Origin of the sequence: Rhizobium sp. T1470, from assembly GCF_042140505.1 — a bacterium.
GTDB classification, from domain to species: Bacteria; Pseudomonadota; Alphaproteobacteria; order Rhizobiales; family Rhizobiaceae; genus Rhizobium; species Rhizobium favelukesii.
The window spans coordinates 1,481,161-1,505,655 of record NZ_CP148091.1 but is presented as its reverse complement, the minus strand read 5'-3'; the positions used below and the strand labels follow the sequence as shown (position 1 = coordinate 1,505,655).

The 24,495-nt window shown below is 59.9% G+C and carries 27 protein-coding genes and 1 pseudogene; 21 read left to right on the top strand and 7 right to left on the bottom strand.

Annotated elements, in window-relative coordinates; translation table 11 throughout:
* Positions 1–165 precede the first annotated feature (165 nt).
* The 8 genes and pseudogenes from WGT02_RS07535 to WGT02_RS07500 all read left to right on the top strand — a co-directional run bounded on the left by WGT02_RS07535 (position 166) and on the right by WGT02_RS07500 (position 8,309).
* The gene (locus WGT02_RS07535; protein WP_024313707.1) at positions 166–1,029 is read left to right on the top strand and encodes a MurR/RpiR family transcriptional regulator; all 864 of its coding nucleotides are present in this window, start codon (positions 166–168) and stop codon (positions 1,027–1,029) included.
* Positions 1,030–1,133: 104 nt separating this feature from the next.
* Positions 1,134–3,068 (top strand): 5-dehydro-2-deoxygluconokinase, encoded by a 1,935-nt coding sequence (iolC, locus tag WGT02_RS07530; RefSeq protein ID WP_208248489.1) that lies wholly within the window; start codon positions 1,134–1,136, stop codon positions 3,066–3,068.
* Positions 3,069–3,091: 23 nt separating this feature from the next.
* Positions 3,092–4,942, top strand: coding sequence for a 3D-(3,5/4)-trihydroxycyclohexane-1,2-dione acylhydrolase (decyclizing) (iolD, locus tag WGT02_RS07525; protein ID WP_024313709.1), 1,851 nt, complete (start codon positions 3,092–3,094; stop codon positions 4,940–4,942).
* Positions 4,943–5,009: 67 nt separating this feature from the next.
* Positions 5,010–5,927, top strand: coding sequence for a myo-inosose-2 dehydratase (iolE, locus tag WGT02_RS07520; protein WP_024313710.1), 918 nt, complete (start codon positions 5,010–5,012; stop codon positions 5,925–5,927).
* A gap of 111 nt (positions 5,928–6,038) precedes the next feature.
* A complete protein-coding gene (gene iolB / locus WGT02_RS07515) occupies positions 6,039–6,836 on the top strand; it encodes a 5-deoxy-glucuronate isomerase (RefSeq protein ID WP_208248492.1) in 798 nt (265 codons plus the stop codon).
* 183 nt (positions 6,837–7,019) lie between these two features.
* Positions 7,020–7,181: pseudogene (locus tag WGT02_RS07510) on the top strand (DUF1127 domain-containing protein); the annotation flags it as partial.
* Between the two features lie 49 nt (positions 7,182–7,230).
* Entirely contained in the window at positions 7,231–8,064 is an 834-nt protein-coding gene (locus WGT02_RS07505; RefSeq protein ID WP_208250500.1) for a helix-turn-helix transcriptional regulator, read from the top strand.
* Positions 8,065–8,150: 86 nt separating this feature from the next.
* On the top strand, positions 8,151–8,309 hold the full coding sequence (locus WGT02_RS07500; protein ID WP_167546202.1) for a hypothetical protein: 159 nt from the start codon (positions 8,151–8,153) through the stop codon (positions 8,307–8,309).
* Between the two features lie 5 nt (positions 8,310–8,314).
* Here the strand turns inward: WGT02_RS07500 and WGT02_RS07495 are convergent, their stop codons facing one another.
* The gene (locus tag WGT02_RS07495) at positions 8,315–8,758 is read right to left on the bottom strand and encodes a glyoxalase superfamily protein (protein WP_208248496.1); all 444 of its coding nucleotides are present in this window, start codon (positions 8,756–8,758) and stop codon (positions 8,315–8,317) included.
* Between the two features lie 348 nt (positions 8,759–9,106).
* On the opposite strand from WGT02_RS07495, the gene WGT02_RS07490 reads away from it, so the two are divergent.
* Together WGT02_RS07490 and WGT02_RS07485 are read left to right on the top strand one after the other, a co-directional pair.
* Positions 9,107–9,439 carry a hypothetical protein gene (locus WGT02_RS07490; RefSeq protein ID WP_024313714.1) on the top strand — a complete coding sequence of 111 codons (333 nt, stop codon included), beginning with the start codon at positions 9,107–9,109 and terminating at the stop codon, positions 9,437–9,439.
* Between the two features lie 299 nt (positions 9,440–9,738).
* Positions 9,739–10,605, top strand: a complete 867-nt coding sequence (locus WGT02_RS07485; RefSeq protein ID WP_024313716.1) for a LysR family transcriptional regulator — start codon at positions 9,739–9,741, stop codon at positions 10,603–10,605.
* Between the two features lie 41 nt (positions 10,606–10,646).
* Here WGT02_RS07485 and WGT02_RS07480 read toward each other — a convergent pair whose 3' ends face one another.
* The gene (locus WGT02_RS07480) at positions 10,647–11,093 is read right to left on the bottom strand and encodes a host attachment protein (RefSeq protein WP_024313717.1); all 447 of its coding nucleotides are present in this window, start codon (positions 11,091–11,093) and stop codon (positions 10,647–10,649) included.
* 285 nt (positions 11,094–11,378) lie between these two features.
* Between WGT02_RS07480 and WGT02_RS07475 the strand changes: the two genes are divergently transcribed.
* Both WGT02_RS07475 and WGT02_RS07470 read left to right on the top strand, forming a co-directional pair.
* Positions 11,379–11,774 (top strand): PilZ domain-containing protein, encoded by a 396-nt coding sequence (locus tag WGT02_RS07475; RefSeq protein ID WP_208248499.1) that lies wholly within the window; start codon positions 11,379–11,381, stop codon positions 11,772–11,774.
* 94 nt (positions 11,775–11,868) lie between these two features.
* Positions 11,869–12,981 carry a pyridoxal phosphate-dependent aminotransferase gene (locus tag WGT02_RS07470; RefSeq protein WP_024313719.1) on the top strand — a complete coding sequence of 371 codons (1,113 nt, stop codon included), beginning with the start codon at positions 11,869–11,871 and terminating at the stop codon, positions 12,979–12,981.
* A gap of 136 nt (positions 12,982–13,117) precedes the next feature.
* Here WGT02_RS07470 and WGT02_RS07465 read toward each other — a convergent pair whose 3' ends face one another.
* Positions 13,118–13,384 (bottom strand): sel1 repeat family protein, encoded by a 267-nt coding sequence (locus tag WGT02_RS07465; RefSeq protein WP_024313720.1) that lies wholly within the window; start codon positions 13,382–13,384, stop codon positions 13,118–13,120.
* A 435-nt stretch (positions 13,385–13,819) separates the two neighbouring features.
* Here WGT02_RS07465 and WGT02_RS07460 point away from each other — a divergent pair, with 435 nt between their 5' ends.
* On the top strand, positions 13,820–14,158 hold the full coding sequence (locus WGT02_RS07460; protein ID WP_024313721.1) for a DUF2147 domain-containing protein: 339 nt from the start codon (positions 13,820–13,822) through the stop codon (positions 14,156–14,158).
* Positions 14,159–14,218: 60 nt separating this feature from the next.
* Here the strand turns inward: WGT02_RS07460 and WGT02_RS07455 are convergent, their stop codons facing one another.
* Positions 14,219–14,917, bottom strand: a complete 699-nt coding sequence (locus WGT02_RS07455; protein ID WP_024313722.1) for a glutathione S-transferase N-terminal domain-containing protein — start codon at positions 14,915–14,917, stop codon at positions 14,219–14,221.
* 155 nt (positions 14,918–15,072) lie between these two features.
* Here WGT02_RS07455 and WGT02_RS07450 point away from each other — a divergent pair, with 155 nt between their 5' ends.
* Both WGT02_RS07450 and amn read left to right on the top strand, forming a co-directional pair.
* Complete coding sequence (locus tag WGT02_RS07450; RefSeq protein ID WP_167546201.1) at positions 15,073–15,249, top strand: hypothetical protein; 177 nt, start codon at positions 15,073–15,075, stop codon at positions 15,247–15,249.
* Positions 15,250–15,343: 94 nt separating this feature from the next.
* A complete protein-coding gene (amn, locus tag WGT02_RS07445) occupies positions 15,344–16,840 on the top strand; it encodes an AMP nucleosidase (protein ID WP_024313723.1) in 1,497 nt (498 codons plus the stop codon).
* A 10-nt stretch (positions 16,841–16,850) separates the two neighbouring features.
* On the opposite strand, the gene WGT02_RS07440 is transcribed toward amn, so the two are convergent.
* Positions 16,851–17,075 carry a hypothetical protein gene (locus tag WGT02_RS07440; protein WP_024313724.1) on the bottom strand — a complete coding sequence of 75 codons (225 nt, stop codon included), beginning with the start codon at positions 17,073–17,075 and terminating at the stop codon, positions 16,851–16,853.
* A 147-nt stretch (positions 17,076–17,222) separates the two neighbouring features.
* On the opposite strand from WGT02_RS07440, the gene WGT02_RS07435 reads away from it, so the two are divergent.
* From WGT02_RS07435 to WGT02_RS07420, 4 genes are read left to right on the top strand one after another with little or no spacing between them, the layout of a single operon-like run.
* Positions 17,223–17,582: a YciI family protein gene (locus tag WGT02_RS07435; protein ID WP_024313725.1), complete on the top strand. Its 360-nt coding sequence runs from the start codon at positions 17,223–17,225 to the stop codon at positions 17,580–17,582.
* Between the two features lie 10 nt (positions 17,583–17,592).
* Positions 17,593–17,952 carry a YciI family protein gene (locus WGT02_RS07430; RefSeq protein ID WP_024313726.1) on the top strand — a complete coding sequence of 120 codons (360 nt, stop codon included), beginning with the start codon at positions 17,593–17,595 and terminating at the stop codon, positions 17,950–17,952.
* 4 nt (positions 17,953–17,956) lie between these two features.
* The gene (locus tag WGT02_RS07425) at positions 17,957–18,316 is read left to right on the top strand and encodes a YciI family protein (protein WP_072372282.1); all 360 of its coding nucleotides are present in this window, start codon (positions 17,957–17,959) and stop codon (positions 18,314–18,316) included.
* A gap of 3 nt (positions 18,317–18,319) precedes the next feature.
* Complete coding sequence (locus WGT02_RS07420; protein WP_208248501.1) at positions 18,320–19,564, top strand: RNA polymerase sigma factor; 1,245 nt, start codon at positions 18,320–18,322, stop codon at positions 19,562–19,564.
* Here WGT02_RS07420 and WGT02_RS07415 read toward each other — a convergent pair.
* Positions 19,532–20,494 (bottom strand): lysylphosphatidylglycerol synthase domain-containing protein, encoded by a 963-nt coding sequence (locus WGT02_RS07415; protein ID WP_208248514.1) that lies wholly within the window; start codon positions 20,492–20,494, stop codon positions 19,532–19,534. The two genes, WGT02_RS07420 and WGT02_RS07415, sit on opposite strands and share 33 nt — an antisense overlap.
* Positions 20,495–20,563: 69 nt before the next feature.
* On the opposite strand from WGT02_RS07415, the gene WGT02_RS07410 reads away from it, so the two are divergent.
* Together WGT02_RS07410 and WGT02_RS07405 are read left to right on the top strand one after the other, a co-directional pair.
* Positions 20,564–21,580 carry a glycosyltransferase family 2 protein gene (locus WGT02_RS07410; RefSeq protein WP_024313730.1) on the top strand — a complete coding sequence of 339 codons (1,017 nt, stop codon included), beginning with the start codon at positions 20,564–20,566 and terminating at the stop codon, positions 21,578–21,580.
* Positions 21,573–23,078 carry a glycosyltransferase family 39 protein gene (locus WGT02_RS07405; protein ID WP_024313731.1) on the top strand — a complete coding sequence of 502 codons (1,506 nt, stop codon included), beginning with the start codon at positions 21,573–21,575 and terminating at the stop codon, positions 23,076–23,078. The genes WGT02_RS07410 and WGT02_RS07405 overlap by 8 nt, the downstream gene beginning before the upstream one ends.
* Before the next feature lie 10 nt (positions 23,079–23,088).
* Here WGT02_RS07405 and WGT02_RS07400 read toward each other — a convergent pair whose 3' ends face one another.
* Positions 23,089–24,456 (bottom strand): aspartate aminotransferase family protein, encoded by a 1,368-nt coding sequence (locus WGT02_RS07400; RefSeq protein WP_208248516.1) that lies wholly within the window; start codon positions 24,454–24,456, stop codon positions 23,089–23,091.
* Positions 24,457–24,495 lie beyond the last annotated feature (39 nt).

The window sequence follows — 24,495 nt, the reverse complement described above, 5'->3', positions numbered from 1 at the left end:
TAGATCATTTTGACAAGCGCCCCTGCCGCGCACGCTTGCGCCACGAAACTTGAGAACCGTTCAAAACTCTTGGATTTCAAGGCAATAAAAACAATTGGGTTCCGGTATGAAAATCATTTATGGTGATCATTGTGGAATGTTTATTTCGTTCAATGGACCGCATGCATGGACAGTGACAGCAAAACGACCGCTAGGGTTCCGCGCGACTTCGAGAGCCTGCGCAGCATCATCATCGAACGCAAAGCAAACATGCCTAAGCGCCTTGCACAGGTCGCGGCTTTTGCGCTCGGCAATCCTGATGAAATTGCATTCGGCACGACGGCAAGCATCGCGGCGGCATCCGAGGTGCAGCCGTCGACCCTCGTGCGCCTCGCACACCATCTCGGTTACGTGGGCTTCTCGGACCTGCAGAGTATCTTTCGCGAGCGCCTTCGCGACCGCACACTGTCATATGAAGAGCGGCTCGTGACACTGGAGAAGGCAAGCGGCGAGGACGAAGATGCCAGCCTGCTATCCGGCTTCATTTCCGCCGCAAGCCAATCGATCAACCGGCTGGCGGCCACGGTGCAGACGGACACCTTTGCCAAGGCAGTCGAGATTCTCGCGGCTGCGGAGACGATCTACCTGATCGCCAAGCGGCGCTCCTATCCGCTGACTGCGCATATGACCTACGCCTTCTCGAAGCTGAATATCCGGCACCAGATCGTCGCTTCGCCAAACGGCGTCGATCCGGAGATGGTGCAATTCGCGACGCCGAACGATGCGGCAATCGCCGCAAGCTTCTCGCCCTATGCCGCCGATAGCCTGAGCCAGGCGGAAGCACTGGCGGATCGCGGCGTGCCTGTCGTCGCCATCACCGATTCGGCTTTTTCGCCGCTTGCTGCTCGCGCCACCTGCTGGTTCGAGGTGGCGGAGGCGGACTTTGCCGGTTTCCGCTCGCTCTCGGCCTCGATGGCACTGACGATGGCCCTGCCAGTCGCCATTGCCGAGCGGCGGCGGAAAAGAACTCACGCAAAATCGGTGAAATGAAAAATGGAATAAACATTCCGAATTGACAACAATACGGAACCGATGTTTCATTACTGGCAATCGGCAGGCATCAAGCCGTAGCTAAAATCTAGCGGGAGGACATCATGGCACAACCGAACCCGGGCTCGCAGCCGGAGCCGTCGCTTGACGTGATCACCATCGGCCGCTCCTCGGTCGACCTCTACGGGCAGCAGATCGGTTCGCGGCTTGAGGATATCGGCTCCTTTGCCAAGTCGGTCGGAGGCTGCCCCGCCAACATTGCCATCGGAACCGCGCGCCTCGGACTCAAGTCCGGCCTGATCACCCGCGTTGGCGACGAGCAGATGGGTCGCTTCATCATCGAGCAATCGGCGCGTGAAGGGGTCGAGACGAAAGGTATCAGGACCGATAAGGAACGCCTGACGGCGCTGGTGCTTCTCGCCGTCGAGGCCGAAGGCGTTTCGCCGATGATTTTCTACCGCTCGGATTGTGCCGACATGGCGCTCGATGAAGGCGATATCGACGAAAGCTTCATAAAATCGTCGCGCGCAGTGCTGGTGTCGGGAACGCATTTCTCCCGACCGAACACCGAAGCCGCGCAGCGCAAGGCAATCCGAATCGCCAAGGCCAACGGCCGCAAGGTGATCTTTGACATCGACTATCGGCCGAATCTCTGGGGTCTCGCGGGCCACGCCGAGGGCTTCGAGCGCTATGTGAAGTCTGACCGCGTCTCATCTAAGATGAAGGAAACGCTTCCAGACTGCGATTTGATCGTCGGAACCGAAGAGGAAATCCTGATTGCCTCCGGGGCCGACGACGTGCTCGGCGCACTCAAGGAAATCCGCCGCCTGTCGCCGGCAACGATCGTTCTCAAGCGCGGCGCCATGGGCTGCATCGTCTATGACGGTCCAATCAGCGACAATCTGGAAGACGGCATTGTCGGCGAAGGTTTCCCCATCGAGGTGTTCAACGTGCTCGGCGCCGGCGACGCCTTTATGTCCGGCCTCTTGCGCGGTTGGCTGAAGAACGAGCCGCTGAAGACCTGCGCCACCTGGGCCAACGCCTGCGGCGCCTTCGCCGTTTCCCGCCTGCTCTGCTCGCCGGAATATCCGACCTGGGCCGAGCTCGATTTCTTCCTGAAGCACGGCAGCAAGCATCGCGCGCTGCGCAAGGACGACGCGATCAACCACATCCATTGGGCCTCGACCCGCAAGGGCGATATTCCGCTTCTCATGGCGCTTGCGATCGACCATCGCTCGCAGCTCACAAGCGTCTGCGACGAGCTCGGCGTCGATTACAAGAAAATCGTCGCCTTCAAGCGCCTTGCCGTTCAAGCCGCCGCGCGTGTCGCGGATGGCCGCAATGGCTATGGAATGTTGATCGATGAGCGCTTCGGGCGCGACGCCTTCTTCGATGCGGCGACCAAGAACTTCGCCTGGATCGGTCGCCCTGTGGAACTGCCGGGATCAAAGCCGCTGCGCTTCGAGTTCAGCCAGGACATCGGCTCGCAGCTCGTAGAATGGCCGCTCGACCATTGCATCAAGTGCCTGTGCTTCTACCATCCGGATGATCCGGCAGCACTGAAGACCGAGCAGCAGGAAAAGCTGCGCACGCTATTCGAGGCCGCTCGCAAGGTCGGCCGCGAACTGCTCATCGAGATCATTGCAAGCAAGAACGGGCCGTTGACGGACGATACGATCTCGACGGCGATGGAAGAGCTTTATGCACTTGGCATCAAGCCCGACTGGTGGAAGCTGGAGCCTCAGGCCTCGACGGCTGCCTGGAAGAAGATCGACGCCGTGATCGCCAAGCACGATCCCTGGTGCCGCGGCATCGTGCTGCTCGGCCTTGAAGCGCCGGCCGACGAGCTGGTGAAGGGCTTCGAGGCGACGCTGGCCGCCCCTTCCGTCAAAGGCTTTGCCGTGGGGCGGACGATTTTTGCCGATGCGGCACGCGCCTGGCTGTCCGGCAAGATGAACGACGAGGAGGCGATCGCCGATATGGCCGGACGCTTCCGCCAATTGACCGAGGCCTGGTTGAAAACCCGCGGCCTACATTAATTAGAGCATTTGGGAGGTGCCCCATGGGCAAGACTGTACGATTGACGATGGCGCAGGCGGTTGCGCATTTCCTCAAGAAGCAGATGACCATCGTCGACGGCAAGAAGGTGCCGATCTTCGGTGGCGTCTGGGCGATCTTCGGGCACGGCAACGTTGCCGGCATCGGCGAAGCGCTCTATCAGGTGCGCGGTGAACTACCGACCTTTCGCGCCCACAACGAGCAAGGCATGGCGCATGCGGCCATCGCATATGCCAAAGCGAGTTTCCGCCAGCGATTCATGGCGTGCACCACCTCCATCGGCCCCGGCGCACTCAACATGGTGACGGCTGCCGGTGTCGCGCACGTCAATCGCATTCCTGTTCTCTTCCTGCCGGGCGACGTCTTCGCCAACCGCGCGCCGGATCCGGTGCTGCAGCAGATCGAGGATTTTGGCGACGGTACAGTGTCGGCCAACGACGCCTTCCGCCCGGTTTCGCGATATTTCGATCGGATCACGCGGCCGGAACAGATCATCGCGGCGCTGAAGCGTGCCATGCAGGTGCTGACCGATCCGCTGGATTGCGGCCCGGTTACGCTGTCTCTTTGCCAGGACGTGCAGGCGGAAGCTTTCGATTATCCAGAGAGCTTCTTTGAGGAACGCGTCTGGACGACGCGCCGTCCGCGCCCGGATGCCGATGAGCTGGCGAATGCGATTGCGCTCATCAAGAAATCCGAAAAGCCGGTCATCATCGCTGGCGGCGGCGTCCTCTACTCGCAGGCGACCAAGGAACTGACCGCCTTCGCCGAGGAGCACCGCATTCCGGTCGTCGTCACGCAGGCCGGAAAGTCGGCGATCGACGAGCGGCATCCGCTGGCGCTTGGCTCGGTTGGTGTCACCGGCACATCGGCAGCCAATGCGATTGCCGTCGAAACGGACCTGATCATCGCGGTCGGAACACGCTGCCAGGACTTCACGACCGGTTCGTGGGCGCTCTTCCAGAACGAGAAGCTGAATATTCTCGGCCTGAACATCGCCGCCTACGATGCCGCGAAGCACGACGGCCAGACGTTGGTGGCCGACGCCCGCGAAGGCCTGAAGGCCGTGTCGAGCGGCCTCGCCGGCTGGAAGGCACCGGCTGCATTGGCGCAGAAGGCAGAACGGGAAAAGCAGGTCTGGATGGAGGCAGCCGCCAAGGCGATGGCGAGCACCAATGCCGCCCTGCCCTCCGATGCCCAGGTGATCGGCGCGGTTACACGCTCGATTGATCTCGAAAAGGCCATCGGCCTCTGCGCAGCGGGCGGTTTGCCGGGCGAGATGCACAAGCTCTGGCCGGCGACCGCACCGGGCAGCTACCATATGGAGTACGGCTTCTCCTGCATGGGCTACGAGATCGCCGGCGGCCTTGGCGCCAAGATGGCGCATCCCGAAAAGGAAGTGTTCGTCCTCGTCGGCGACGGCTCCTACATGATGCTGAATTCCGAGCTGGCGACATCGGTCATGCTCGGCCTGAAGCTCAACATTGTCCTGCTCGACAATCGCGGCTACGGGTGCATCAACCGCCTGCAGATGGCAACCGGGGGTGCGAACTTCAACAACCTTCTGAAGGACGCGCACTACGAAGTGATGCCGGAGATCGATTTCCGGGGCCATGCCGAGAGCATGGGGGCCGTTGCCGTGAAGGTCGCGTCGATCGCCGAGCTCGAGAAGGCAATCGCCGACTCGAAGAGGAACGACCGCACATCGGTCTTCGTCATCGACACCGACCCGCTGATCACCACGGAAGCCGGCGGCTACTGGTGGGATGTTGCCGTCCCCGAAGTCAGCCCGCGCGAGCAGGTCAACAAGGCGCGCAAGGCCTACGTCGAAGCGCGCGCCGCCCAGCGTATCAGCTAGTTGATTGTTGTCGTTTTTCGGAAGAGCGATTGCCGTTCCTCAGAAAATGCGTTTAAGGAGAATATTGATGAAGGCCAAACTTGGCATGTCGCCCATCGCGTGGTGGAACGACGACCTTCCTGAGCTCAGCGACGATGTATCCCTTGAGGAATGCCTGCGCCAATCGCGCAGTGCGGGCTTTACCGGCATGGAACAGGGCCGCCGCTTCCCCAACGATCCCAGGGAGATGCTGCCCATTCTACGCGCCGCCGACGTGACGCTTTGCGGCGGCTGGTTCTCGGGCACTTTGGTCGACGAGGAACTTGCCGCCAACAAGGACCGCATCGCTCCGATGATCGAGCTGTTCAAAGCGGTCAATGCGCCCTGCATCGTCTATGGCGAAACCGGCCGCTCCATCCAGGGCGACCGTTCCAAGCCGCTGGCGACCAAGCCGCGCCTCTCCGACGACGAGATGAAGGCCTATGCGCGCCGCGTCACCCAGTTCGGGGAATGGTGTGCCGATGAGGGCATGCCGCTCTCCTATCACCATCATATGGCCGCCGTGGTCGAAACCGAGCCGGAACTCGACGCCTTCATGCGCAATTCGGGCCAAGGCATCCCGCTGTTGCTCGATGCTGGGCACCTGGCCTTTGCCGGCGGCGACGTGTTGCGCGCCATAGACAATCACCACGCCCGCATCAACCACGTTCATGTCAAGGACATCCGCAAGCCCGTGGTGGACGGGTTGGACCGCAGCCGGCAGTCCTTCCTTGATGCGGTGGCGCTCGGCGCTTTCACGGTGCCGGGCGACGGCTCGCTCGATTTCGGCGCCATCGTCCAGCGGCTGGCCGATCACGGCTACGAGGGATGGTTCGTCGTCGAGGCCGAACAGGATCCGCGCAGGGCTCCGCCGCAGAAAATGGCCGAGATTGGCCACGCCGAATTGATGCGCGTCATGACCGCCGCCGGTTACACGGTGGAAACCGAAGGCTTCCCCAAGGAATAGCGCGCCGTCCGCGACAGGTGTGGCCAATTGCATTTCTGCTCCTCCCACGACCCCTCCCGCAACGCGGAGGGGTCGAGGACAAGAAAGCCAGATCATCAAGGAGTACCACGAATGCCAAACCTCAAGGTGAAACCGTCGGGCGCGCACGGCCGCGTTACTCATGTCACGCCGGAAAATGCCGGCTGGACCTATGTCGGCTTCGACATGCATCGGTTGAAACCGAATGAAACCGTTTCGGGAGAAACGGGCGAACGCGAGGTTTGCCTCGTCTGGGTCAGCGGCAAGGGCAAGGCCAAGGCCGGCACCAAGGATTTCGGCACGCTGGGCGAGCGCATGAGCCCCTTCGATGGTGCACCGCATGCGCTCTATATTCCGATGGAATCCGCGTGGTCGGTGACGGCCGAGACGGACCTCGAACTCGCGGTCTGCTCTGCTCCGGGCGGCGGCACCTACGAGGCGAAAGCGATTCCGCCCGGCACCCACCCGGCGCTGACGCGCGGCAAGGGCACCAATGTGCGCCACGTCAACAACATTATGCCCGAAGACGACGCCTCGGCGTATTCACTGCTTGTCGTCGAAGTCATCACGCCGGGCGGGCACACGTCGAGCTACCCGCCGCACAAGCACGATCAGGACGATCTTCCCAACGAGAGTTTGCTGGAAGAGACCTACTATCACCGCCTCAACCCGCCGCAGGGCTTCGGCTTCCAGCGCGTCTACACCGACGACCGATCGCTGGACGAAGTGATGGTGCTCGAGGACGGCGACGTGACGCTGGTGCCGAAAGGCTACCATCCTTGCGCGGCCTGCCACGGCTATGACCTCTACTATCTGAACGTCATGGCTGGGCCAAAGCGCATCTGGAAGTTCTACAATGCGCCGGAACACGAGTGGCTGCTGAAAGCCTAAGCGAGATGACGATCGCTAAATAATCTGACAGCGCCGCAAAGGCGCTGATGGTTCAATTCCTCCATCAGCATCAACGGATGGAGGATTGCCATGCCACACCCGACCGAGACACTGCCCCTTCACAGGTCCTTTTCAAAGCAAACGTTCGGGCCATGGTTGGTCGCGACGCTTCTCGGCCTGATCCGGTGGAGCGCGCGCAAGCTGGGCGAACGTCGGGATCGTAATGCGCTGCTGGAGCTTTCCGACGAACAGCTGAAAGATATCGGCCTCTCCCGTGGTCAGACCGAAAGCGATGTCCATATCTACAGCCGGCATTCGTCTAGCAATCGCAATGATTGTGGTTAGCATTGGATAGGCCGATGATGCTGCCCGGTCCGAGAAGGTAATGAAGCTGATGTCGCAATTCTCGACCGCCCTGCTGCTGAGGACGAAAACGATCGCGATTCGCGATGTCGTCTGCAGCGGCGAGTGCCGCCACAAAAGTGATGAAGAATGCGCGCACAAGACCAGCTTGGTTTATCCCTATCGCGGTGTCTTCATGCGCCATGCCGGACGTAACGACACCGTCGCGGAAGCCAATCAGGTGCTGTTCTTCAATGCTTCGCAAGGCTACCGGATCAGCCATCCCGTCGAGGGCGGGGATGCCTGCCTCGATCTTGCGATCGATGAGGCGCTGTTGGCAGAACTTGCCCCCAAAGAGCAGTTGCAATCCTCCATTCCGGTCTCCTTCCATCGCCAGCGGCGACGCATCGACCCGCGCGCGCAAGCGCTCGTTGCGCTGCTTCGCCATGGTCTGCATCGAGGCGCCGCCGAAACCCTGGAGGCGGAGACATTGGTTCTCACGTTGGTGCGACGTTCGCTCGGGGAGCGGACGTCGCACGCCGCAGGCGCAAGCGTCGGCCGTCAGAAACTCGTCGACCGCGCGAAGCTTGTGCTCTCTTCCGATCTTTCGCGACGCTGGACGCTCAGCGATATCGCGGCAGAGGTTGGCGTCTCCCCGGTCTATCTCACCCAGGTCTTCCAGCAAGTGGAGGCGACGCCGCTCTATCGCTACCAGTTGCGGCTGCGCCTTGCCCGTGCGCTCGATCTGCTCGGCAGGTACGAGGATCTGACGGCGCTCGGGCTCGATCTTGGCTTCTCCAGCCACAGCCATTTCACATCGTCCTTCAGGCAGGCCTTCGGCCAGACGCCAGCGGAATTCCAGCGCGCAGCGCGCTTGCGGGCATGATCGCTAAAGATTTCGACAGCGGTCCTGTGGGTGGAATGCTCTGATGGCATCGTCCCAAGCCGGGACGGCAAACGGAGGATAATCCCATGAAGAAGACCACATGTGCCGCCTGCGACTGTGAACTCGGCCCCGACACCATCAGCGTGAAACTCGGCGGAAAAACCGTCGAGGTTTGCTGTCAGGAATGTGCTGAGGCCTTGAAGGAGGCCTCGGCAGCCGCAAGCATCGCGCGCGGCAAAGACTAGGTGCCTCACCAGATGTCGAGCACGAGATGCGGAACGCCGTTCGACGTCTTGCGCGGCGATACGCCGTTGCCGTCGATCTGTGCATTGATGCGCTGACGGAAGGCGGAAAAGCTCTCGAAGGTCACGACATTCACCGGTTCGTCGAAGTGGATGGTGATCTTGTGGAGCCCGCCTCCCGGCTGCCCCGCAAGCGCGAGCACCTTGCCGGTGAACGGCTGGTTCAGATAGCGGCCGTTCACCAGGGAGCCGACGGAGATGGCGGAGATTGGCTCCTCGTTCCGCCGAGTGGCGAGCGCGGAGAGCGTATTCCAGTCGCGCACGCCGTGCTGCTGGGCAACGAGCTCGAGCACGGCGCTGTGAGAGATCGCAGTGCCGAGTGTTTCCATGGCCTGGCGAAGGCGTTTGGCTTGCGATTTCAATTCTTCGATTGTCGGATATGCAGTGGTCACGGATTCAGCCTTTCGGAAGGCATGCCATTTCGACCTGTACAAGGGAGCTCGCATTGCCTGCAGTCAGCATGCACCAAATTGGCTGTGACTGGTCTTGTCGAGGACTTCACCATGGACTTGTCGTCCGCGAGCGGCCGGCGCCTCGAGCCACGCCCGATATGCTTGAAGGACGGCGGGCTGTCAAGCGGCGCCTAAACCTCAGCCCCGCCCATCCCTGCCCAACAATGACGCATTCTGCTCTTCAGACAGGCATAAGCTTCGGATTGTAGGGAGATTATTCAGAAGTTGTCAGCAATCTTGCGCTAATCTCGAAACCTACAACAAGCGGAGGCTACCATGGCCTTTCAGATGCACCTCGACACAGAGCACCCGCAGCCCGAGCAGGCTTACCGGGAATTTGCGCTCGACCGCCCCGGCAAGATCATCTTCGTCGGGCATCACCTCAGCACGGGAACGCAGGTCCGCTGCCTGATCCGCACCATCACGCTTGCTGGCGCAGTGCTGGAGGTCAATCCGAACCTCGAGGTCCCGAACCACTTCTTCCTCGAGATCCTCGGCATCCATGACGAGATCGGCTCGACGGTGGTCAAGCGCGAGGGCGACCTTGTGACGATCAGCTTCAACATGTTGATCAATCCGGAATTCCTGCATCACGTCTTGAGGCTGAACTTCGAAACGTAGCCTCCATCCGGCCCGCTCTCACACTTCGCCTGCAAAAGCGCGGCCTTTCTCGCGGCACTGCGCCTTGCGGCCCGCCAGGCGATGAGCCGAACGATCAGTTGAAGGTCCTGCCATTCCAGCCCTTCAAGCGGGTCGGCGAACCGATCCCCTTGAACTTTCCGACCACAATCTTGAAACGCATTCCAGAGAGCCACCCAGTTGAGATCCATTGCTTCAGCCTCCATCTATTGCTGGAGTGACTGAGCTAAGTCGTCCGGTGCTCTTGATGTAGACGCACAGGAGAAAGGGGGTTTTCATCCATGAAGGATGCGAGTTGGGACGATCTGCAACTGTTCTTTCATGTCGCGACCGGCGGCGGGCTTTCGGCTGCTGCAACGCAAACCGGCCTCAGCGCGCCTACGATCGGCCGTCGCATGCTGGCACTGGAGCGTGCGACGGGACGCGCGCTCTTCAGCCGCGGCCCGACAGGATACTTGCTGGCCAAGGACGGCGTTGCGCTCCTCGAGCGGGTGCGCTTGATGCAGGAAGCGGCCCAGTCCATTGCGGATTGGCGGGGCGAAGTCCTGACGTATCCCATCGTCTCAATGGCTGCGGACAGCTGGACATCACGCTTTATCGCTTCCCGCCTTGCCAACGTCTGGACCCCGAAGGACGCTTTTCGCATGTGCTACAAGACTTGCGATGCCGGCGTCGACTTCACCTATCGCGAGGGGCACATCGCCATACGCCATAGCCGCCCCGACAGCGGCAATGTCGCCATCCGCCGATCCGTTACGGTTGCACACGCCGTTTACCAGGCACGCAGCTTCGACGATCGCAACCGCAACTGGATTTCACTCGGCACCGACATCGCCACGACGCCAGCCGACAAGTGGACATTCGAGCAACCGGATTATTGGATCACAGGCTGGACGAATACGCCGCATATGCTCTTTTATCTGATCCGCGGCGGTGCCGGACGCGGGGTATTGCCGTGCTTCATCGGAGATGCCGATCAGAGCCTCGTTCGCGCCGGCCCGCTCATCGATGAACTGACTTATGAGATGTGGGTCACTGCTCACGACGACGAGCGGCAGCGCCCGGAAGTGCGCACAGTCATTGATCGACTCGTAGCGCTCTTTTTTGAAAACGAGGCGCTTTTCGCAGGGGGTGCGCCAGGGGCATAGAACCCGCAGCACCGGTAAAACCCACCTTGTACGATATTGCGTCAAGCGGCCAGATGCCGCTCTATCTGGTCAACCGGCAGATTGATATAATCCTTGGGCACCTCAGCCGAAATCGCAGCCTGAACATCGGCCGTCAGATTGCCGCGTAGCGTGCCGAGTGCCTTTGGCGGCGCAACCAGAATGATGCGACGCGCGTTCTTTTCGCGCACCAGTTCATCCATCTTTGCGGCAACCTGCTTCAGAAACGCGGCTTCGGCCTGCTCGTGCCAATCCGTTTGCTCCACAGCACTAGCGCTCTGGCCATTGGCGGCGTGGGTTCGACCCGGTTTGTCGGTGCCTATTTCGCGGTCCGGTTCATTAGGCTGGCTCAAGATTTCCTCAACCTTGAGGTTCATCAATTCCACATCGCCTGCGTTCCGCAGGATCAATGCCTTGGCACCATCGCAAACGACCACCCACGATTTCGACGGAACTCTGACATCAACCATTGTGATTTCCTCGCTTTACAATTTTGGAGCGCCGGACGTCTCCGACAATTAGGCAAACGTGCGGGCCGGCAAAGAGTTCGATGACATTTCGCGACAATCGCGGTGCTTGGCGATCCAATCGGCGTTCGGCACGTAAAGGGGATATAGTCAGAAGGGCTGCGTGCGGGCAGAAAAAGGCCGCATCGCTAAAATTGTATTTTCTTCTTTGACAATTGCGCAAAGCATTCGTGTGAGGCTCCAATCGAAGAGGACCGAGATCACCTTGGTTCAAGGGAGACACGCGGGATGTCGATGCTTCGCGCCACACACCTTGCGACCGTGAAATCCGCGGTTTACGAGACGCGTTGGGAACAATTCACCGTAAGGCGCCCAGCCCGGATCGTCGCGGTGCGACCCTGCCTTACGGGTATCTCCATTCGCAGTGCGGAGATCGTCGATATCTCGCGCGGTGGCGCCACGTTTATCGTGTCATCGACCGGAGGCCTGCCGAAGCACTACTACCTCAATATTCTTGGCCTTGCCTATCGGATCGGTTGCGCCGAAGTCTATCGCAACAACGAACGGATCGGCGTCCGGTTCATCAATACGATCGAGCCCGAAGTTCTGCGTCGAGTCGTTCGCGCCGACTTCATGAGCGGCAATGTGGAAGCTATCGAGGCTCGCGGATCCGTGCGCATGTAAATCGCCTGGACCTGGGAATAATGTTTCTTGCCTTGGCGGCAGCAGGGCCTATTGTCGGTCCGATTTTTCACAGCATCCAGGAAATTGCCCCAGCATGTCCGCCTTCTCGCGCTTCACGCCGCTTGCTAGCGCCCTCCCCTCCACCGTTCCTTTCGTCGGCCCAGAAGCGATCGAGCGTCAGCGCGGCCTCCAGGTCAAGGCGCGCATCGGCGCCAACGAGAATGGCTTCGGCCCTGCCCCGTCGGTGCTCGCCGCCATGCGTGAGCAGGCTGGCGAGATATGGAAATACAACGATCCTGAAAACTACGTGCTCAGGGAAGCACTTGCCAACCATCTCGGCGTCGCAATCGGGTCTGTCGCGATCGGCGGCGGCATCGACGAACTGCTCGGCCAGATCGTACGGCTCGTGATCGAGCCGGGGGCACCTGTCGTGACATCGCTCGGTGGCTATCCAACCTTCAATTTCCACGTTACCGGCTTCGGCGGGCGGCTCGTCACCGTGCCTTACGCGAGCGACCGCGAGGATCTTGACGGCCTCCTTGAGGCCGTCAAGCGCGAGAACGCGCCTCTGGTCTATTTCGCCAATCCGGACAATCCGATGGGAAGCTGGTGGGATGGCGAAAGCATCGTCGCATTTGCTCGTGCGCTGCCCGAAACCACGATGCTCATCCTCGACGAGGCCTACAGCGAAACCGGGCCGGCCGGATCTCTGCCCTCGATCGACGCACTGATCGAGCTGCCCAACATCGTGCGCACGCGCACCTTCTCGAAAGCCTACGGCCTCGCCGGCGCCAGGGTCGGTTACGTCATTTCGACACCTGGTACGGCGCGCGCTTTCGACAAGATCCGCAATCATTTCGGGATGAACCGGCTGGCAACGGTCGCTGCGCTGGCCGCACTCAAGGATCAGGCCTATCTCGCCGAGGTGGTTGCCAATATCCACGGCGCGCGTGACCGGATCGCCGGTATTGCTAAGGCTAACGACCTGCTTCCGCTCGCCTCCGCGACGAATTTCGTTGCGATCGATTCCGGACGCGACGGCACCTATGCCCGTGCCATCGTCGATGGCCTGATGCAGTATGGCGTCTTCATCCGCATGCCGGGTGTGGCTCCGCTCAATCGCTGCATCCGCGTCAGCGTCGGACCGGAGGCCGACATGGCGCTTTTCGAGGAAGCATTGCCGCAGGTGCTCAAGGCGCTGGGTTAATGCAAAGAACCGCGCCGGCCTTGTTCCTGCCGGTCGCGGTTGCTGCCGTTCGTTGCATCGGCTCCGTCCAAAGCGCCTGCCTACCCCTCTTTTGAGGTTGTTATTGGTTTCGCCCGCGCTGGCGGGCAGACGGTGCTCAGTGGATCGTCATCCATTCGCGAGCAGCACGTAGCGCCTCTACGAGCTGCATCTTGTCCATGCTTGCAGCAACGTCGGCGCGAAGCTCCGCGGCGCGGTCGTTGCCCTTGATCGCCGCGATATTCAGCCACTTGTGAGCGGCGACCAGATCGACGGCGCAGCCGCGGCCGGTCGCATACATCAGACCCATTTCGCAGAAGATGTCGGCGTTGTTCTCGCCACCCATGGTGGCCATTTCAGCATTGTGCATTTCAAAGCGTGCCATCGGTTTATCCCTGTTTAGCCTGTTGTCGACTTGCCCTGTTTTACCTTTGGGACCCTGCCGTCTATCGCGGCTTTAGAACCCTTCGGTTCGGCGGGTTTGCCCCGCTCGTTTGATGGCTCCACTATGCCAAGGGGCTTTCAAAAAACGCCTAAAATGCATGATTAATTTGAGACAAACAAAGTGCAAATGCTTGGTAAAATTGGATTTTTGTTAAACATCGGGATCCCTGCAGATTAAGGATTTTCGACACAATTTTACGGAATATTAAGATCTGAAAATCAACCTTCCGTTCACCACGAAATCACTACCAGTTGCGTGAAGTGGAAGATTTCGAAGCTTTTGCATTGCGAAAAACCGTTGCCACGAATGGCGAAAAATACATTTACGTTTACGTTCGCGTCATATATTTTCGCGCCTGGACATTAGGAGGAACGAATGATCCGCACACTTATTCTCGCTGGCGCATTGGTGCTTGCCGCCGGGGCAGCCTCTGCAGACGAGCCGATCGTCGGCAACTGGAAGACGGCTGCGGGCGATACGGCCCATATTGCATCGTGCGGCGGCAGCTACTGCATCGTGCTGAAGTCAGGCAAGTATGCCGGCAAGAAGATTGGAACGCTCGCAGGAAGCGGCGTCACCTATACCGGCCAGATCACGGATCCGGCCAACGACAAGACCTACAGCGGATCGGGCAACGTTCTCGGAAATTCGCTGAAGATGAAGGGGTGCGTCCTCAACGTGCTCTGCAAATCGCAGACCTGGACCCGCCTGTAAAAAAACGAACCGGAAAGAGAAGCGCCTGGAAACCGACCGGGCGCTTTTCTGCATTCGGTGTCAGCGGGCGCGCTGATTGAAGAGTATCTTCTGTGCTTCCTTGTCCTCGGCAAGGTTGCTGCGTTCGCGCTCTTCCTTGCCGATCGCCGTGCCACGGATTACGGCCGGACGCCCCATCATCGTCTCGAACCAGCGCTTCAGGTTGGGAAACTCGTTGAGGTCCTGTCCCTGCTTCTCGTAAGGAATGACCCAGCCGATGCAGGCCATGTCGGCGATCGAATAGTCGCCGGCGAGATAGTCGCGCTCTGCCAACCGCGTGTTCATCACGCCGTATAGGCGGTTTACTTCATTGGTATAGCGCTTGATACCGTATTCGATCTTCTCCGGCGCATAACCGCGGAAGTGATGCGCCTGGCCCGCCATCGGGCCCAATCCGCCCACCTGCCAGAAAAGCCACTCCTCGATCTGGACGCGTGTGCGCTCGTCCGAAGAATAGAACTTCCCAAATTTGCGGCCGAGATACTGCAGGATGGCGCCCGACTCGAACACGGAGATCGGTTCACGGCCAGGACCATCCGGATCGATGATCGCGGGCATGCGGTTGTTCGGGGCGATCTTTAAGAATTCCGGCGCGAATTGCTCGCCCCGGCCGATATTGATGTACTTGACCTCGTAGGGAACGCCGAGTTCCTCGAGCATGATACTGATCTTCCAGCCATTTGGCGTCGGCCAATAATAAAGCTCAATCGGTGCCGTCATGAAAATCTCCTTTGCGGGACTAAAGAGATAAGCAGCGCCCGCCGCGCTTCAAGCTGCCCGGCTTCCTGAACGCCTGATGAACCGGGATCTCAGCACCGGTTCAGCCACAACGTGGCAAAACTGTCTCAACGCTAAGGCGATACCGGGGCAGAGTCATGGATATGCTCATTTTGGCAAGACGTTTCACCATCATCACACTGTTTGCGGCGGTCTTCGCCGTCAGCTTCTCGGCAGTTGTCAGCCGCAATGCGGGCGGCGGTGCGCAGTCTCATTTCGGAGCCAACTACACCTGCTTCGACGCCACCAGCCCATTCTGCAGGACAAGCCGCTAGTCCATCGGCGCGGCGGCACATCGCCGCGCCCAAATCCGTGCAATCCCCTCCGACGCGTCGTTTGCTTGTTAAAAACAACACTCTATAATGGCGCATGAGCAAACGAATCTCTTCCCCCCTCGACATTTCGTCCCCGTCACCTTTCGTTCCGCAAACCTTTGACGATCCGGTCAAGGCTGTCGACGTGCTGACGGAACTCTACGAGCGCAACACCACCTTCCTGATTGAGAGCTTCGCCAGGCTCGCCAAGGGCGCGCCGATCACATCGCGCTATCGCGCCTTCTATCCGCAGGTGAGCATCGAGACGACGAGTTACGGCCACATCGATACCCGCCTGTCCTACGGCCATGTTACTGCTCCGGGCGTCTACACGACGACGATCACGCGGCCGCAGCTTTTCCGGCACTATCTGAAGCAGCAGCTTGGCCTGCTGATGAAAAATCATGACGTGCCGGTCGTCGTCTCTGAATCGACGACGCCTATTCCGCTGCATTTTGCTTTCGGAGAGGGCGCGCATGTCGAGGCATCAGCCGCAGCCTTCCTGGACATTCCGATGCGCGATCTCTTCGACACGCCGGACCTGAATACGACGGACGACGAAATCGCCAACGGCGAATACATCCCGCCGCCGGGTGAACCTTCACCGCTTGCGGCCTTTACGGCCCAGCGCATCGACTATTCGTTCGCCCGTCTTGCGCACTACACGGCAACCGGCGCGCAGCACTTCCAGAATTTCGTGCTGTTTACGAACTACCAGTTCTACATCGACGAATTCTGCCTCTGGGCACGCAAGCTGATGGCAGAAGGGGGCGATGGCTATACTGCCTTCGTCGAGCCTGGCAACATCATCACGCATGCCGGCTCCAGTCACCCCGAGACCGACGTTACGCTTGCACGCCTGCCGCAAATGCCTGCCTACCACCTGAAAAAGAAGGGGCATGCCGGTATTACCATGATCAACATCGGCGTCGGCCCGTCCAACGCCAAGACGATCACCGACCACGTGGCCGTGCTTCGTCCGCATGCCTGGCTGATGCTCGGCCATTGCGCTGGTCTGCGCAACAGCCAACGCCTGGGCGATTATGTCCTGGCACACGCCTATATGCGCGAAGACCATGTCCTGGACGACGATCTGCCCGTCTGGGTGCCGATTCCGGCGCTCGCGGAAGTGCAGGTAGCGCTGGAGGGTGCGGTCGCCGAGGTCACCGGCTATGAAGGCTTCGAGTTGAAGCGCATCATGCGCACCGGCACGGTCGGCACGATCGACAACCGGAATTGGGAGTTGCGCGACCAGCGCGGCCCGGTCAGACGCCTGTCCCAGGCACGCGCCATTGCGCTCGACATGGAGTCGGCGACGATTGCAGCGAACGGCTTTCGCTTCCGCGTACCCTACGGCACTTTGCTCTGCGTATCGGACAAACCGCTGCATGGCGAATTGAAGCTGCCGGGCATGGCGACTGCATTCTACAGGACGCAGGTCAACCAGCACCTGCAGATTGGCATCCGTGCGATCCAGAAGCTCGCGGCAATGCCGCCGGAAACGCTGCATTCACGCAAGCTCAGGAGCTTCTTCGAAACGGCCTTTCAATAGGCCGTTTTCCTTATTGGCGTGTGGCGGCAACCGCGTTGGTGGCGAGCTGACGCTCATAGCGCTCGCCGGCCGTATCCAGCGCTAGGATAGAGATCGCGAAAAGGGCAGCGACCGCAGCGAGCCGGGTGATCATGGCCCGCGTCGTTGGCAGGTCCGTATCGACCCGATGATGCTGCCTGTCCCGTTGGCGACTTGCCCGGATGCAGTTCGCCAGCACAATCTCGAAAAGACTCATCGTCGTCACTCCATGTTGTTGACGACACTTGGTCGAAGCCAGCCTCCTCGTTTCGACGCAAACTTCCGCAAAAAGATTTTCTCGCATCCTGTCGAAATCGCCCTAGGCTGATCGTCCAATGATTATTGGCACCAGGGAGAGCGAACGATGAAATATCTCTGCCAGGTCTGGTTCGAGCCTGCGACGCTTGAAGCCATGACCGATGAGGAGAAAGGGAGCCTCGACAGGGCGTCCCTCGCCTACGATGATGATCTGATCGCTAGCGGCCACATGGTCACCGCGCACGCGCTGCAATCGCCGAAGAATGCCGTGACCGTCCGCGTTCGCAACGATGAAATGTCGGTGACGGACGGCCCTTTTGCGGAAACAAAGGAGCAACTCGGCGGCTTCATTCTCATCGACGCGAAAGATCTCAACGATGCCATTCGCGTTGCGGCCGGCATCCCGCTCGCGAAGCTGGGGTCGATCGAAGTCCGGCCGATCTACGATATTCGGGTCCACAATTGAGAGAGCCGTCATGAAGTATCTCTGCCAGATCTGGTTCGACACCGAGAAGAGCAAGCTCGTACCGCAAGAAGAGTGGGATGTGCTGACGCAAGAGTGCATCGCAAGCGACGATCATTGGCGGGACCGCGGCGTCCTGCAGGCCGCGCTTGCGCTGCAAGCTCCCGAGGCGGCGGTAACCCTGCGCGTGAGGCAGGGCATCACCACGGCAACCGACGGTCCCTTCGCCGAGATCAAGGAACACCTGGGCGGCTTCGTGCTGATCGAAGCCGCCGACATGGAAAAAGCCAAGGCGGTTGTCTCGACGTTCCCCATACTGAAGTACGCCTCGGTCGAAATACGCCCGGCCTATTCGATCAAAGACGGGAGATAATGCGATGCGCTATGTTTGCTTGATCTACAATTCGGCCGACGTTGACGGTCGACAGACCGCGGCCGAAACCGAGGCCGTCGTTCGCGCTCATTTCAGCTTCGACGAAGAGTTGCGCGATCGTCGCACGCTGATCCATGCCGACGCTCTCGAGACGCCTGATAAGGCTGTCGTCCTGCGAGTGCGCAACAATGAGCTCAGTATGACGGACGGCCCCTATGTCGAGACGAAGGAGCATCTGGCCGGCGTGTATGTTATCGATGCCTCCGACATGGATGAGGCGAAGGCAATCGCCGCTGGAATTCCGTGCGCCAAAATTGGCGCGGTGGAGGTCCGCCCGGTGCGGATATTGACACGACCGGAGTGAGTTTTGGAACGCCTGATCGAGGATATCTACCGATCGCAATCTCGCCGGGTGCTTGCGACGCTCATCCGTCTCCTCGGCGACTTCGACAGGGCCGAAGAAGCCCTGCATGACGCGTTTGCCGCGGCCGCGCGGACATGGCCACGCGATGGCGTTCCGGCCAATCCCTTCGGCTGGCTCGTTTCCGCGGGACGATTTCGTGCGATCGATCACATCAGACGCCGGTCGCGGTTCGATATGTCTGTGAAGGACATCGAGGAAAGTCTGTACGGCTCTTTCGACGAAACGGAGATCGGCGACGTGGACTTGATCGAAGACGACATGCTCCGGCTGATCTTCACATGCTGCCATCCGGTCATACCGGCTGATGCGCAGATGGCGATGGCGCTCCGGGAGATATGCGGGCTTACGACGGAGGAGATCGCTCGCGCGTTTCTTGTCCCTGCTCCGACTGTGGCACAACGTATCGTGCGTGCGAAGAACAAGATCCGCACAGCGAAAGTTCCCTACGAGGTCCCTGAGCGCGACGAATTGCCGGGGCGGCTCGACCGGGTGCTGCATGTCATCTACCTGGTCTTCAACGAGGGCTATTCCGCCTCTTCCGGCAACGAGGTGATCCGCACGGATCTGACGTCGGAAGCGATCCGGCTCACACGGCTGCTCGCGCGCCTCCTGCCGCATCCTGACGTCTCGGGACTGCTTGCCCTGCTACTTCTGCAGGACTCGCGTCGCGTCGCCAGGCGAAGCTCGGAGGGAGGTCTCATTCTCCTTGCCGATCAGGATCGCAGGCTTTGGGATCGTGAAAAGATTAGCGAAGGCCTTCAACGCCTCGACGGCGCCATGCGAAATGGTGAGGTTGGTGTCTACACGCTACAGGCAGCCATCGCCGCGGAGCATGCGCGGGCTGAGACGCCTGTGGAAACGGACTGGCGGCGCATCGTCGGTTACTACGATCTCTTGCTTTCCGCTCAGTCGTCGCCGATTGCCGAGCTTAATAGAGCAGTCGCAGTGGCGATGGTGGAGGGAGCAGAAACGGGATTGCAACTCGTTGACGCGATCCTGCAGACGGGAGAACTGGAGAGCTACCATCTTGCGCATTCCGCCCGCGCCGATTTTCTGCGGCAGCTGGGGCGGAAGGCAGATGCGATTGCGGCCTACGAGGCAGCCTTGCGGCTGTGCCAGCAGGCGCCGGAGCGAGCATTTCTGAGCAAACGAATCTCAGAGCTTTCGACGGCGGCCGAGCGGCAGTGAGATTGCCGTGCCTGTCAGGGCCGAAACGATGATCAGCAGGTGCGCATTGATGCTTGCCTGTGCCAAAGCAGCGAGGGCGGTCTTTTCGCTCGATGCGCCAAGGGCCATGGCACCGGCGGCTATGCCGGCCGGATAAGTACCCACGCCACCCGGCGCATGCACCGGAAGCACCGAGGAGAGTTCGCCGCCAAGCGCCCCGCCGAAGCTTGCAGCCATCGGCAAAACACCCATGAGGTTGAGCGCCCAGGCGAGCACGAGAACCTTGACGAGCCAGTTGATGACAGTCATCGCCCAGGCGCGCGTGAAGGCGGCTGCATCAACTGGGAGCCCCCTCTCGATCTCGACCACAAGCTTCTGCGCCTTGGCCGGTAGAAGCCTGCTGGCAAGCCGTAACAAGGGTTGCCTGAGCGCAAAAGCGACCACAGGCAGTGACAGGAAAGCCGTCCAGACAACCCATGCGATGATCTTGTACTGTGACGCGATCGCAAAGCCGATACCGGCGGCAGCCAGCAAGGCGTGTAGATCGAGCAGGCGCATAACGAGGAGCGCAGACGTGCCGCGCGCCAGCGGGATACCGAACTCGGTACGCATCAAGACCGGAAAGCTGGTCTCCCCGGTTCGAAACGGCAGCATGATGTTCAGGAGGTTGTGGATCTGCGTAACGCGGAAGAGCACCTTGAAGCGACCGGCGGTCTCGCGCGGAAAGTAGTCATAGATGCGCCAGGTCCTGAGAAAGTAGGTGCTAGTGAGTAAAATCAGGGCGCCAATAACCGGGATTGCACCCACGTCAGCCCATTGCCCGAGAATGACCGGCCAGCCCCAGAACCACTGGATGAAAAGCGCATAAACAGCCACGATTACGATCGTCAACAGCGTCATCCGATTGCGGACAAACCAAGATTGTCGGCTGGCATCAACCGGAAACTTCATATAGTAGGCTTTCCTGACTATCGCGGCGAAAGCCGCCTGTGGCCGTGCGCCTTGTAGGAGAAATCAAACGTGCAGACAACGGTAGACTCGCGTCAAGGTCTCGTGGAAGCGATGCGGCCGGTCGAATTGTCGCTGGTAGTGCCTGTCTTCAACGAGGAAGAGAGCGTCGGCCCACTTATCGATCGTATCTGCTTGGCCATGGCAGGTTATCCCGACCACTGGGAGCTTATCCTGATCGACGATGGCAGCACGGACGCGACGCTGGCAAATGCGCGCAAGCATATCGGCCGTGAGGGACTTGTCCTGAGGATTGTCGAACTGCAGCGCAACTTCGGCCAGACCGCCGCGATGCAGGCAGGCATCGACGCCGCGACAGGGCGGTTGATCGCCACGATGGACGGCGACTTACAGAACGACCCGAAAGATATTCCGTCCATGGTTGGCGAACTCGAGCGCCGCCAGCTCGATCTTCTGGTGGGCTGGCGCAGGAACCGACAGGACGGTCTCTTGCTGCGCAAGATCCCGTCGTGGTGCGCCAACTACCTGATCGGGCGCATTACCGGCGTGAAGCTGCACGACTATGGCTGCAGCCTGAAAATCTACCGTGCCTCGATCATCAAGCAGGTGAAGCTGATGGGCGAAATGCACCGCTTCATCCCCGCCTGGGTCGCCGGCGTCGTGCCGAGCTCGCGCATCGGCGAGATGGTCGTCACCCACCATGCCCGTCAGCACGGACAGTCGAAGTACGGCATCTCGCGCACCTTCCGTGTCATCCTTGATCTGCTCTCGGTCATGTTCTTCATGCGCTACAAGGCACGGCCCGGCCACTTTTTCGGGTCGCTCGGCCTTGGCCTTGGTGCAATCTCCGCGCTGATCATGTTGTATCTGTTCGTCGACAAGTTCATCTTGGGCAACGATATCGGCACCCGCCCGATGCTGATGGTCGGCATCGTCTTTATGCTTTCCTCGGTCCAACTGATCACGACCGGCATTCTCGCCGAGATGATCGCCCGCACCTACTACCGTGACGATACCTCGCCGAACTATATCGTCCGCCAAGTCTTCGACGGAAGTGAGAATGCGTAATCTTTTGGCTCGCAAGCCGGACACCGTTGTCCTGCTGCTGGCGGCATATTTTGTCGTCGCGTTAGTCGTTCGCCTGCTCGTGCCAAACGGTTTGCGGGTGGATGAATCCCAGCAGGCGTTCTTCTCGCAATGGCTCGTGGCCGGCTACGACACCCAGCCGCCGCTCTACAACTGGTTCCAGGCGATGGTCGTGTCCGTCTTCGGACTGTCGATCGCAACGATTGCCGCAGCCAAGAATCTGGTCCTTTTTCTTCTTTTTCTGAGCTACTACAAGCTCGCAAAACTTGTACTCGATGACCGGGTGTTTGCTGCCATCGCGACGCTATCGCTGTTCACGATTCCACAGGTTTTCTGGCAAGCACAAAGGGACCTGACCCATACGGTCGCCCAGATGCTGATGATCAACCTGCTTATCTACAGCATCATCAAGACGCTGAAGGCGCCTTCGCTGTTCTCCTACGTGATGATCGGCGCGACGCTCGGCCTCGGCATGCTGTCGAAGTACAATTTTAGCCTCGTCGCGTCTGGGGCACTTATTGCGGTGCTCCTGCATCCGGAGGGCCTGAAGCGGTTGCTCGACCGACGCTTCCTGATGTCATTGGCTATTGCGGTCGTGATCTTTCTACCGCATGGCCTTTGGCTACTCGACAATGTCAGCCTAGCGGCAACCCGCACATTGAATACAATGGCGCAAGAAGCGCCAAGCGGCGCATTCGCGAAACTGATCAAGGGGCCGACCGAATTTTTCGGGCAGGTCCTCGTGATCATCGCGCCTCTCGTCGCAGTTTATACGATCATATTCGGCAGGAAGTTTCTCCGCAATCTGAGGCCGACAACCGTCTGGGCTCACTTTTTCGACACGATATTCCTGGCGATTGGTCTGCAGGTTCTGCTGCTGGTTTTCGCCATCGGCATAACATCCATGCGCGACCGATGGGTGCTACCCTTCCTGTTCCTGATGCCGATCGCATTTTGCCTGAAGATGCAGGCGCGTGGGATTCGAGCCGAGGATTTCGCGAAGCGCTTCTTTGTCGTGCCGCTTGCCGTGATGATCGTTGCGCCGTCGCTGGTCTTCGTACGCGCGAACGTGCCGACGCTTTTCGGCCGACCGGAGGCCTATAATGCGCCTTACGAGCAGTTCGTCAGCAAGATTCTTGCCGAGGAAGGCAAGCGCCCAGGGCTCGTGTTAACCGATGGCTGGGTCGCGTCCGGCAACATGCATCTACAACTGCCGGACGTTCCGACACTTTGCACGTTTTTCGGTAATCTGGAGGTCGACTACGAGTGGAGCGCTGAGAAGCCAATCTTGGCCGTTTGGCTTACCTCCCAAGAGGCTTCGGCTTTGCAGCCGGATTTGGCTGCATGGGTACAGAAAAATCTCGGCCCGCAATACTCCGCCGTGGCGGTGAAACACATGAGCGTCGGTTATGTTCGCGGGCGAGCGGAAGACCAGCGTCTCTTCAGTTACGCATGGATCTATCCACGCGAGCTGAGCTAGGCGCACGGTTCTAGTTCCGCAGTTCTTTCCATGCAGCGCCAAGCGCGATCTTTACGATACGCGCCATCTCATCCACCTCCTCGCGTGTAATAACAAGTGGCGGTGAAGCCAGCATCCGATCTCCAGTAGCGCGCAGAACTAGTCCGTTTGCGAGTGCGTTATTGCGCACCAGTGCGCCGACCGCATCCGGCTTTTCGAAGCGCGTGCGGCTTGCCTTGTCGGTGGTCAATTGAAGCGCTCCCATAAGGCCGACGCTTACGGCCTCTCCAACGAGATCGTGTTCGCCAAGCGCGCCCCAGACCTTGCCAAAGTACGGACCGATGTCGTCACGAACGCGTTCGACGAGCTTTTCGTCCTCGATGATACGGAGATTTTCGAGCGCTGCGGCGGCGCAAACGGGGTAACCGGAATAGGTAAAGCCGTGATTGAAGTCCCCGACCTCGTTGATCAGAACGTGAGCGATGCGGTCGCTGACGAGCACACCACCGATCGGGAGGTAGCCCGATGAAAGCCCTTTGGCTATCGGTGCAAAATCTGGTTCGACGCCGTAGTACTGGTGGCCGAACCATTCCCCGAGACGGCCGAAGCCGCAGATGACCTCATCGCAGACAAGCAGGATGTTGCGGGACTTGCAGATGCGGGCGATCTCCGGCCAGTAGGTTGCGGGCGGGATGATGACACCCGCGGCCCCCTGAATCGGCTCCGCCACAAACGCCGAGACATTCTCTTCGCCGAGTTCGTCGATCTTGGCCTCCAATTCACGTGCGACCTTCACACCGAACTCGGCCGGAGACAACTCACCGCCCTCGCCGTACCAGTAAGGTTGTCCGATGTGCTCGATGCCCGGTATCGGCAGGTCGCCCTGCTCATGCATATACTTCATGCCGCCGAGGCTGGCGCCGGCAACCGTCGAGCCGTGGTAACCGTTTTTCCGGGCAATCACGATCTTCTTCGAAGGCTTGCCGACCGCGCTCCAATAGACGCGCGCCATACGGAACCATGTGTCGTTTGCCTCGGAGCCGGAGCCGGTGAAAAAGACGTGGTTGAAGTGCGGCCCTGCATGGGAGGTGACCTTCTCCGCAAGTAGCGTGGCCGGCGTCGTCGTCGTGCCGAAGAAGGTATTGTAATAGGGCAGCTCATTCATCTGCCGGGCAACGGCGTCGGCAATCTCCTTGCGTCCATAGCCGACGTTGACGCACCACAGCCCGGCAAAGCCATCTAGATACCGCTTGCCCTGACTGTCCCAGATGTAGACGCCCTCGCCACGCTGAATGATACGGGTGCCGTCAGCATTCAGCTTCCCCATGTCGGAGAACGGATGCAGGTGGTGTGCCGCGTCGATGGCGGCGAGATTGGAGCGCGCGTAAGTATCGGACATAATTTGCAAATCACCTTCAGAGATTGAAAGCCTCTTCCC

What these genes read in the sequence shown, in the direction of transcription:
- WGT02_RS07535 (WP_024313707.1), top strand. Translation starts at nt 166, where the DNA reads ATGGACAGTGACAGCAAAACGACCGCTAGGGTTCCGCGCGACTTCGAG.
- iolC (WP_208248489.1), top strand. Translation starts at nt 1,134, where the DNA reads ATGGCACAACCGAACCCGGGCTCGCAGCCGGAGCCGTCGCTTGACGTG.
- iolD (WP_024313709.1), top strand. Translation starts at nt 3,092, where the DNA reads ATGGGCAAGACTGTACGATTGACGATGGCGCAGGCGGTTGCGCATTTC.
- iolE (WP_024313710.1), top strand. Translation starts at nt 5,010, where the DNA reads ATGAAGGCCAAACTTGGCATGTCGCCCATCGCGTGGTGGAACGACGAC.
- iolB (WP_208248492.1), top strand. Translation starts at nt 6,039, where the DNA reads ATGCCAAACCTCAAGGTGAAACCGTCGGGCGCGCACGGCCGCGTTACT.
- WGT02_RS07505 (WP_208250500.1), top strand. Translation starts at nt 7,231, where the DNA reads ATGTCGCAATTCTCGACCGCCCTGCTGCTGAGGACGAAAACGATCGCG.
- WGT02_RS07500 (WP_167546202.1), top strand. Translation starts at nt 8,151, where the DNA reads ATGAAGAAGACCACATGTGCCGCCTGCGACTGTGAACTCGGCCCCGAC.
- WGT02_RS07490 (WP_024313714.1), top strand. Translation starts at nt 9,107, where the DNA reads ATGCACCTCGACACAGAGCACCCGCAGCCCGAGCAGGCTTACCGGGAA.
- WGT02_RS07485 (WP_024313716.1), top strand. Translation starts at nt 9,739, where the DNA reads ATGAAGGATGCGAGTTGGGACGATCTGCAACTGTTCTTTCATGTCGCG.
- WGT02_RS07480 (WP_024313717.1), bottom strand. Translation starts at nt 11,093, where the DNA reads ATGGTTGATGTCAGAGTTCCGTCGAAATCGTGGGTGGTCGTTTGCGAT.
- WGT02_RS07475 (WP_208248499.1), top strand. Translation starts at nt 11,379, where the DNA reads ATGTCGATGCTTCGCGCCACACACCTTGCGACCGTGAAATCCGCGGTT.
- WGT02_RS07470 (WP_024313719.1), top strand. Translation starts at nt 11,869, where the DNA reads ATGTCCGCCTTCTCGCGCTTCACGCCGCTTGCTAGCGCCCTCCCCTCC.
- WGT02_RS07465 (WP_024313720.1), bottom strand. Translation starts at nt 13,384, where the DNA reads ATGGCACGCTTTGAAATGCACAATGCTGAAATGGCCACCATGGGTGGC.
- WGT02_RS07460 (WP_024313721.1), top strand. Translation starts at nt 13,820, where the DNA reads ATGATCCGCACACTTATTCTCGCTGGCGCATTGGTGCTTGCCGCCGGG.
- WGT02_RS07455 (WP_024313722.1), bottom strand. Translation starts at nt 14,917, where the DNA reads ATGACGGCACCGATTGAGCTTTATTATTGGCCGACGCCAAATGGCTGG.
- WGT02_RS07450 (WP_167546201.1), top strand. Translation starts at nt 15,073, where the DNA reads ATGGATATGCTCATTTTGGCAAGACGTTTCACCATCATCACACTGTTT.
- amn (WP_024313723.1), top strand. Translation starts at nt 15,344, where the DNA reads ATGAGCAAACGAATCTCTTCCCCCCTCGACATTTCGTCCCCGTCACCT.
- WGT02_RS07440 (WP_024313724.1), bottom strand. Translation starts at nt 17,075, where the DNA reads ATGAGTCTTTTCGAGATTGTGCTGGCGAACTGCATCCGGGCAAGTCGC.
- WGT02_RS07435 (WP_024313725.1), top strand. Translation starts at nt 17,223, where the DNA reads ATGAAATATCTCTGCCAGGTCTGGTTCGAGCCTGCGACGCTTGAAGCC.
- WGT02_RS07430 (WP_024313726.1), top strand. Translation starts at nt 17,593, where the DNA reads ATGAAGTATCTCTGCCAGATCTGGTTCGACACCGAGAAGAGCAAGCTC.
- WGT02_RS07425 (WP_072372282.1), top strand. Translation starts at nt 17,957, where the DNA reads ATGCGCTATGTTTGCTTGATCTACAATTCGGCCGACGTTGACGGTCGA.
- WGT02_RS07415 (WP_208248514.1), bottom strand. Translation starts at nt 20,494, where the DNA reads ATGAAGTTTCCGGTTGATGCCAGCCGACAATCTTGGTTTGTCCGCAAT.
- WGT02_RS07405 (WP_024313731.1), top strand. Translation starts at nt 21,573, where the DNA reads ATGCGTAATCTTTTGGCTCGCAAGCCGGACACCGTTGTCCTGCTGCTG.
- WGT02_RS07400 (WP_208248516.1), bottom strand. Translation starts at nt 24,456, where the DNA reads ATGTCCGATACTTACGCGCGCTCCAATCTCGCCGCCATCGACGCGGCA.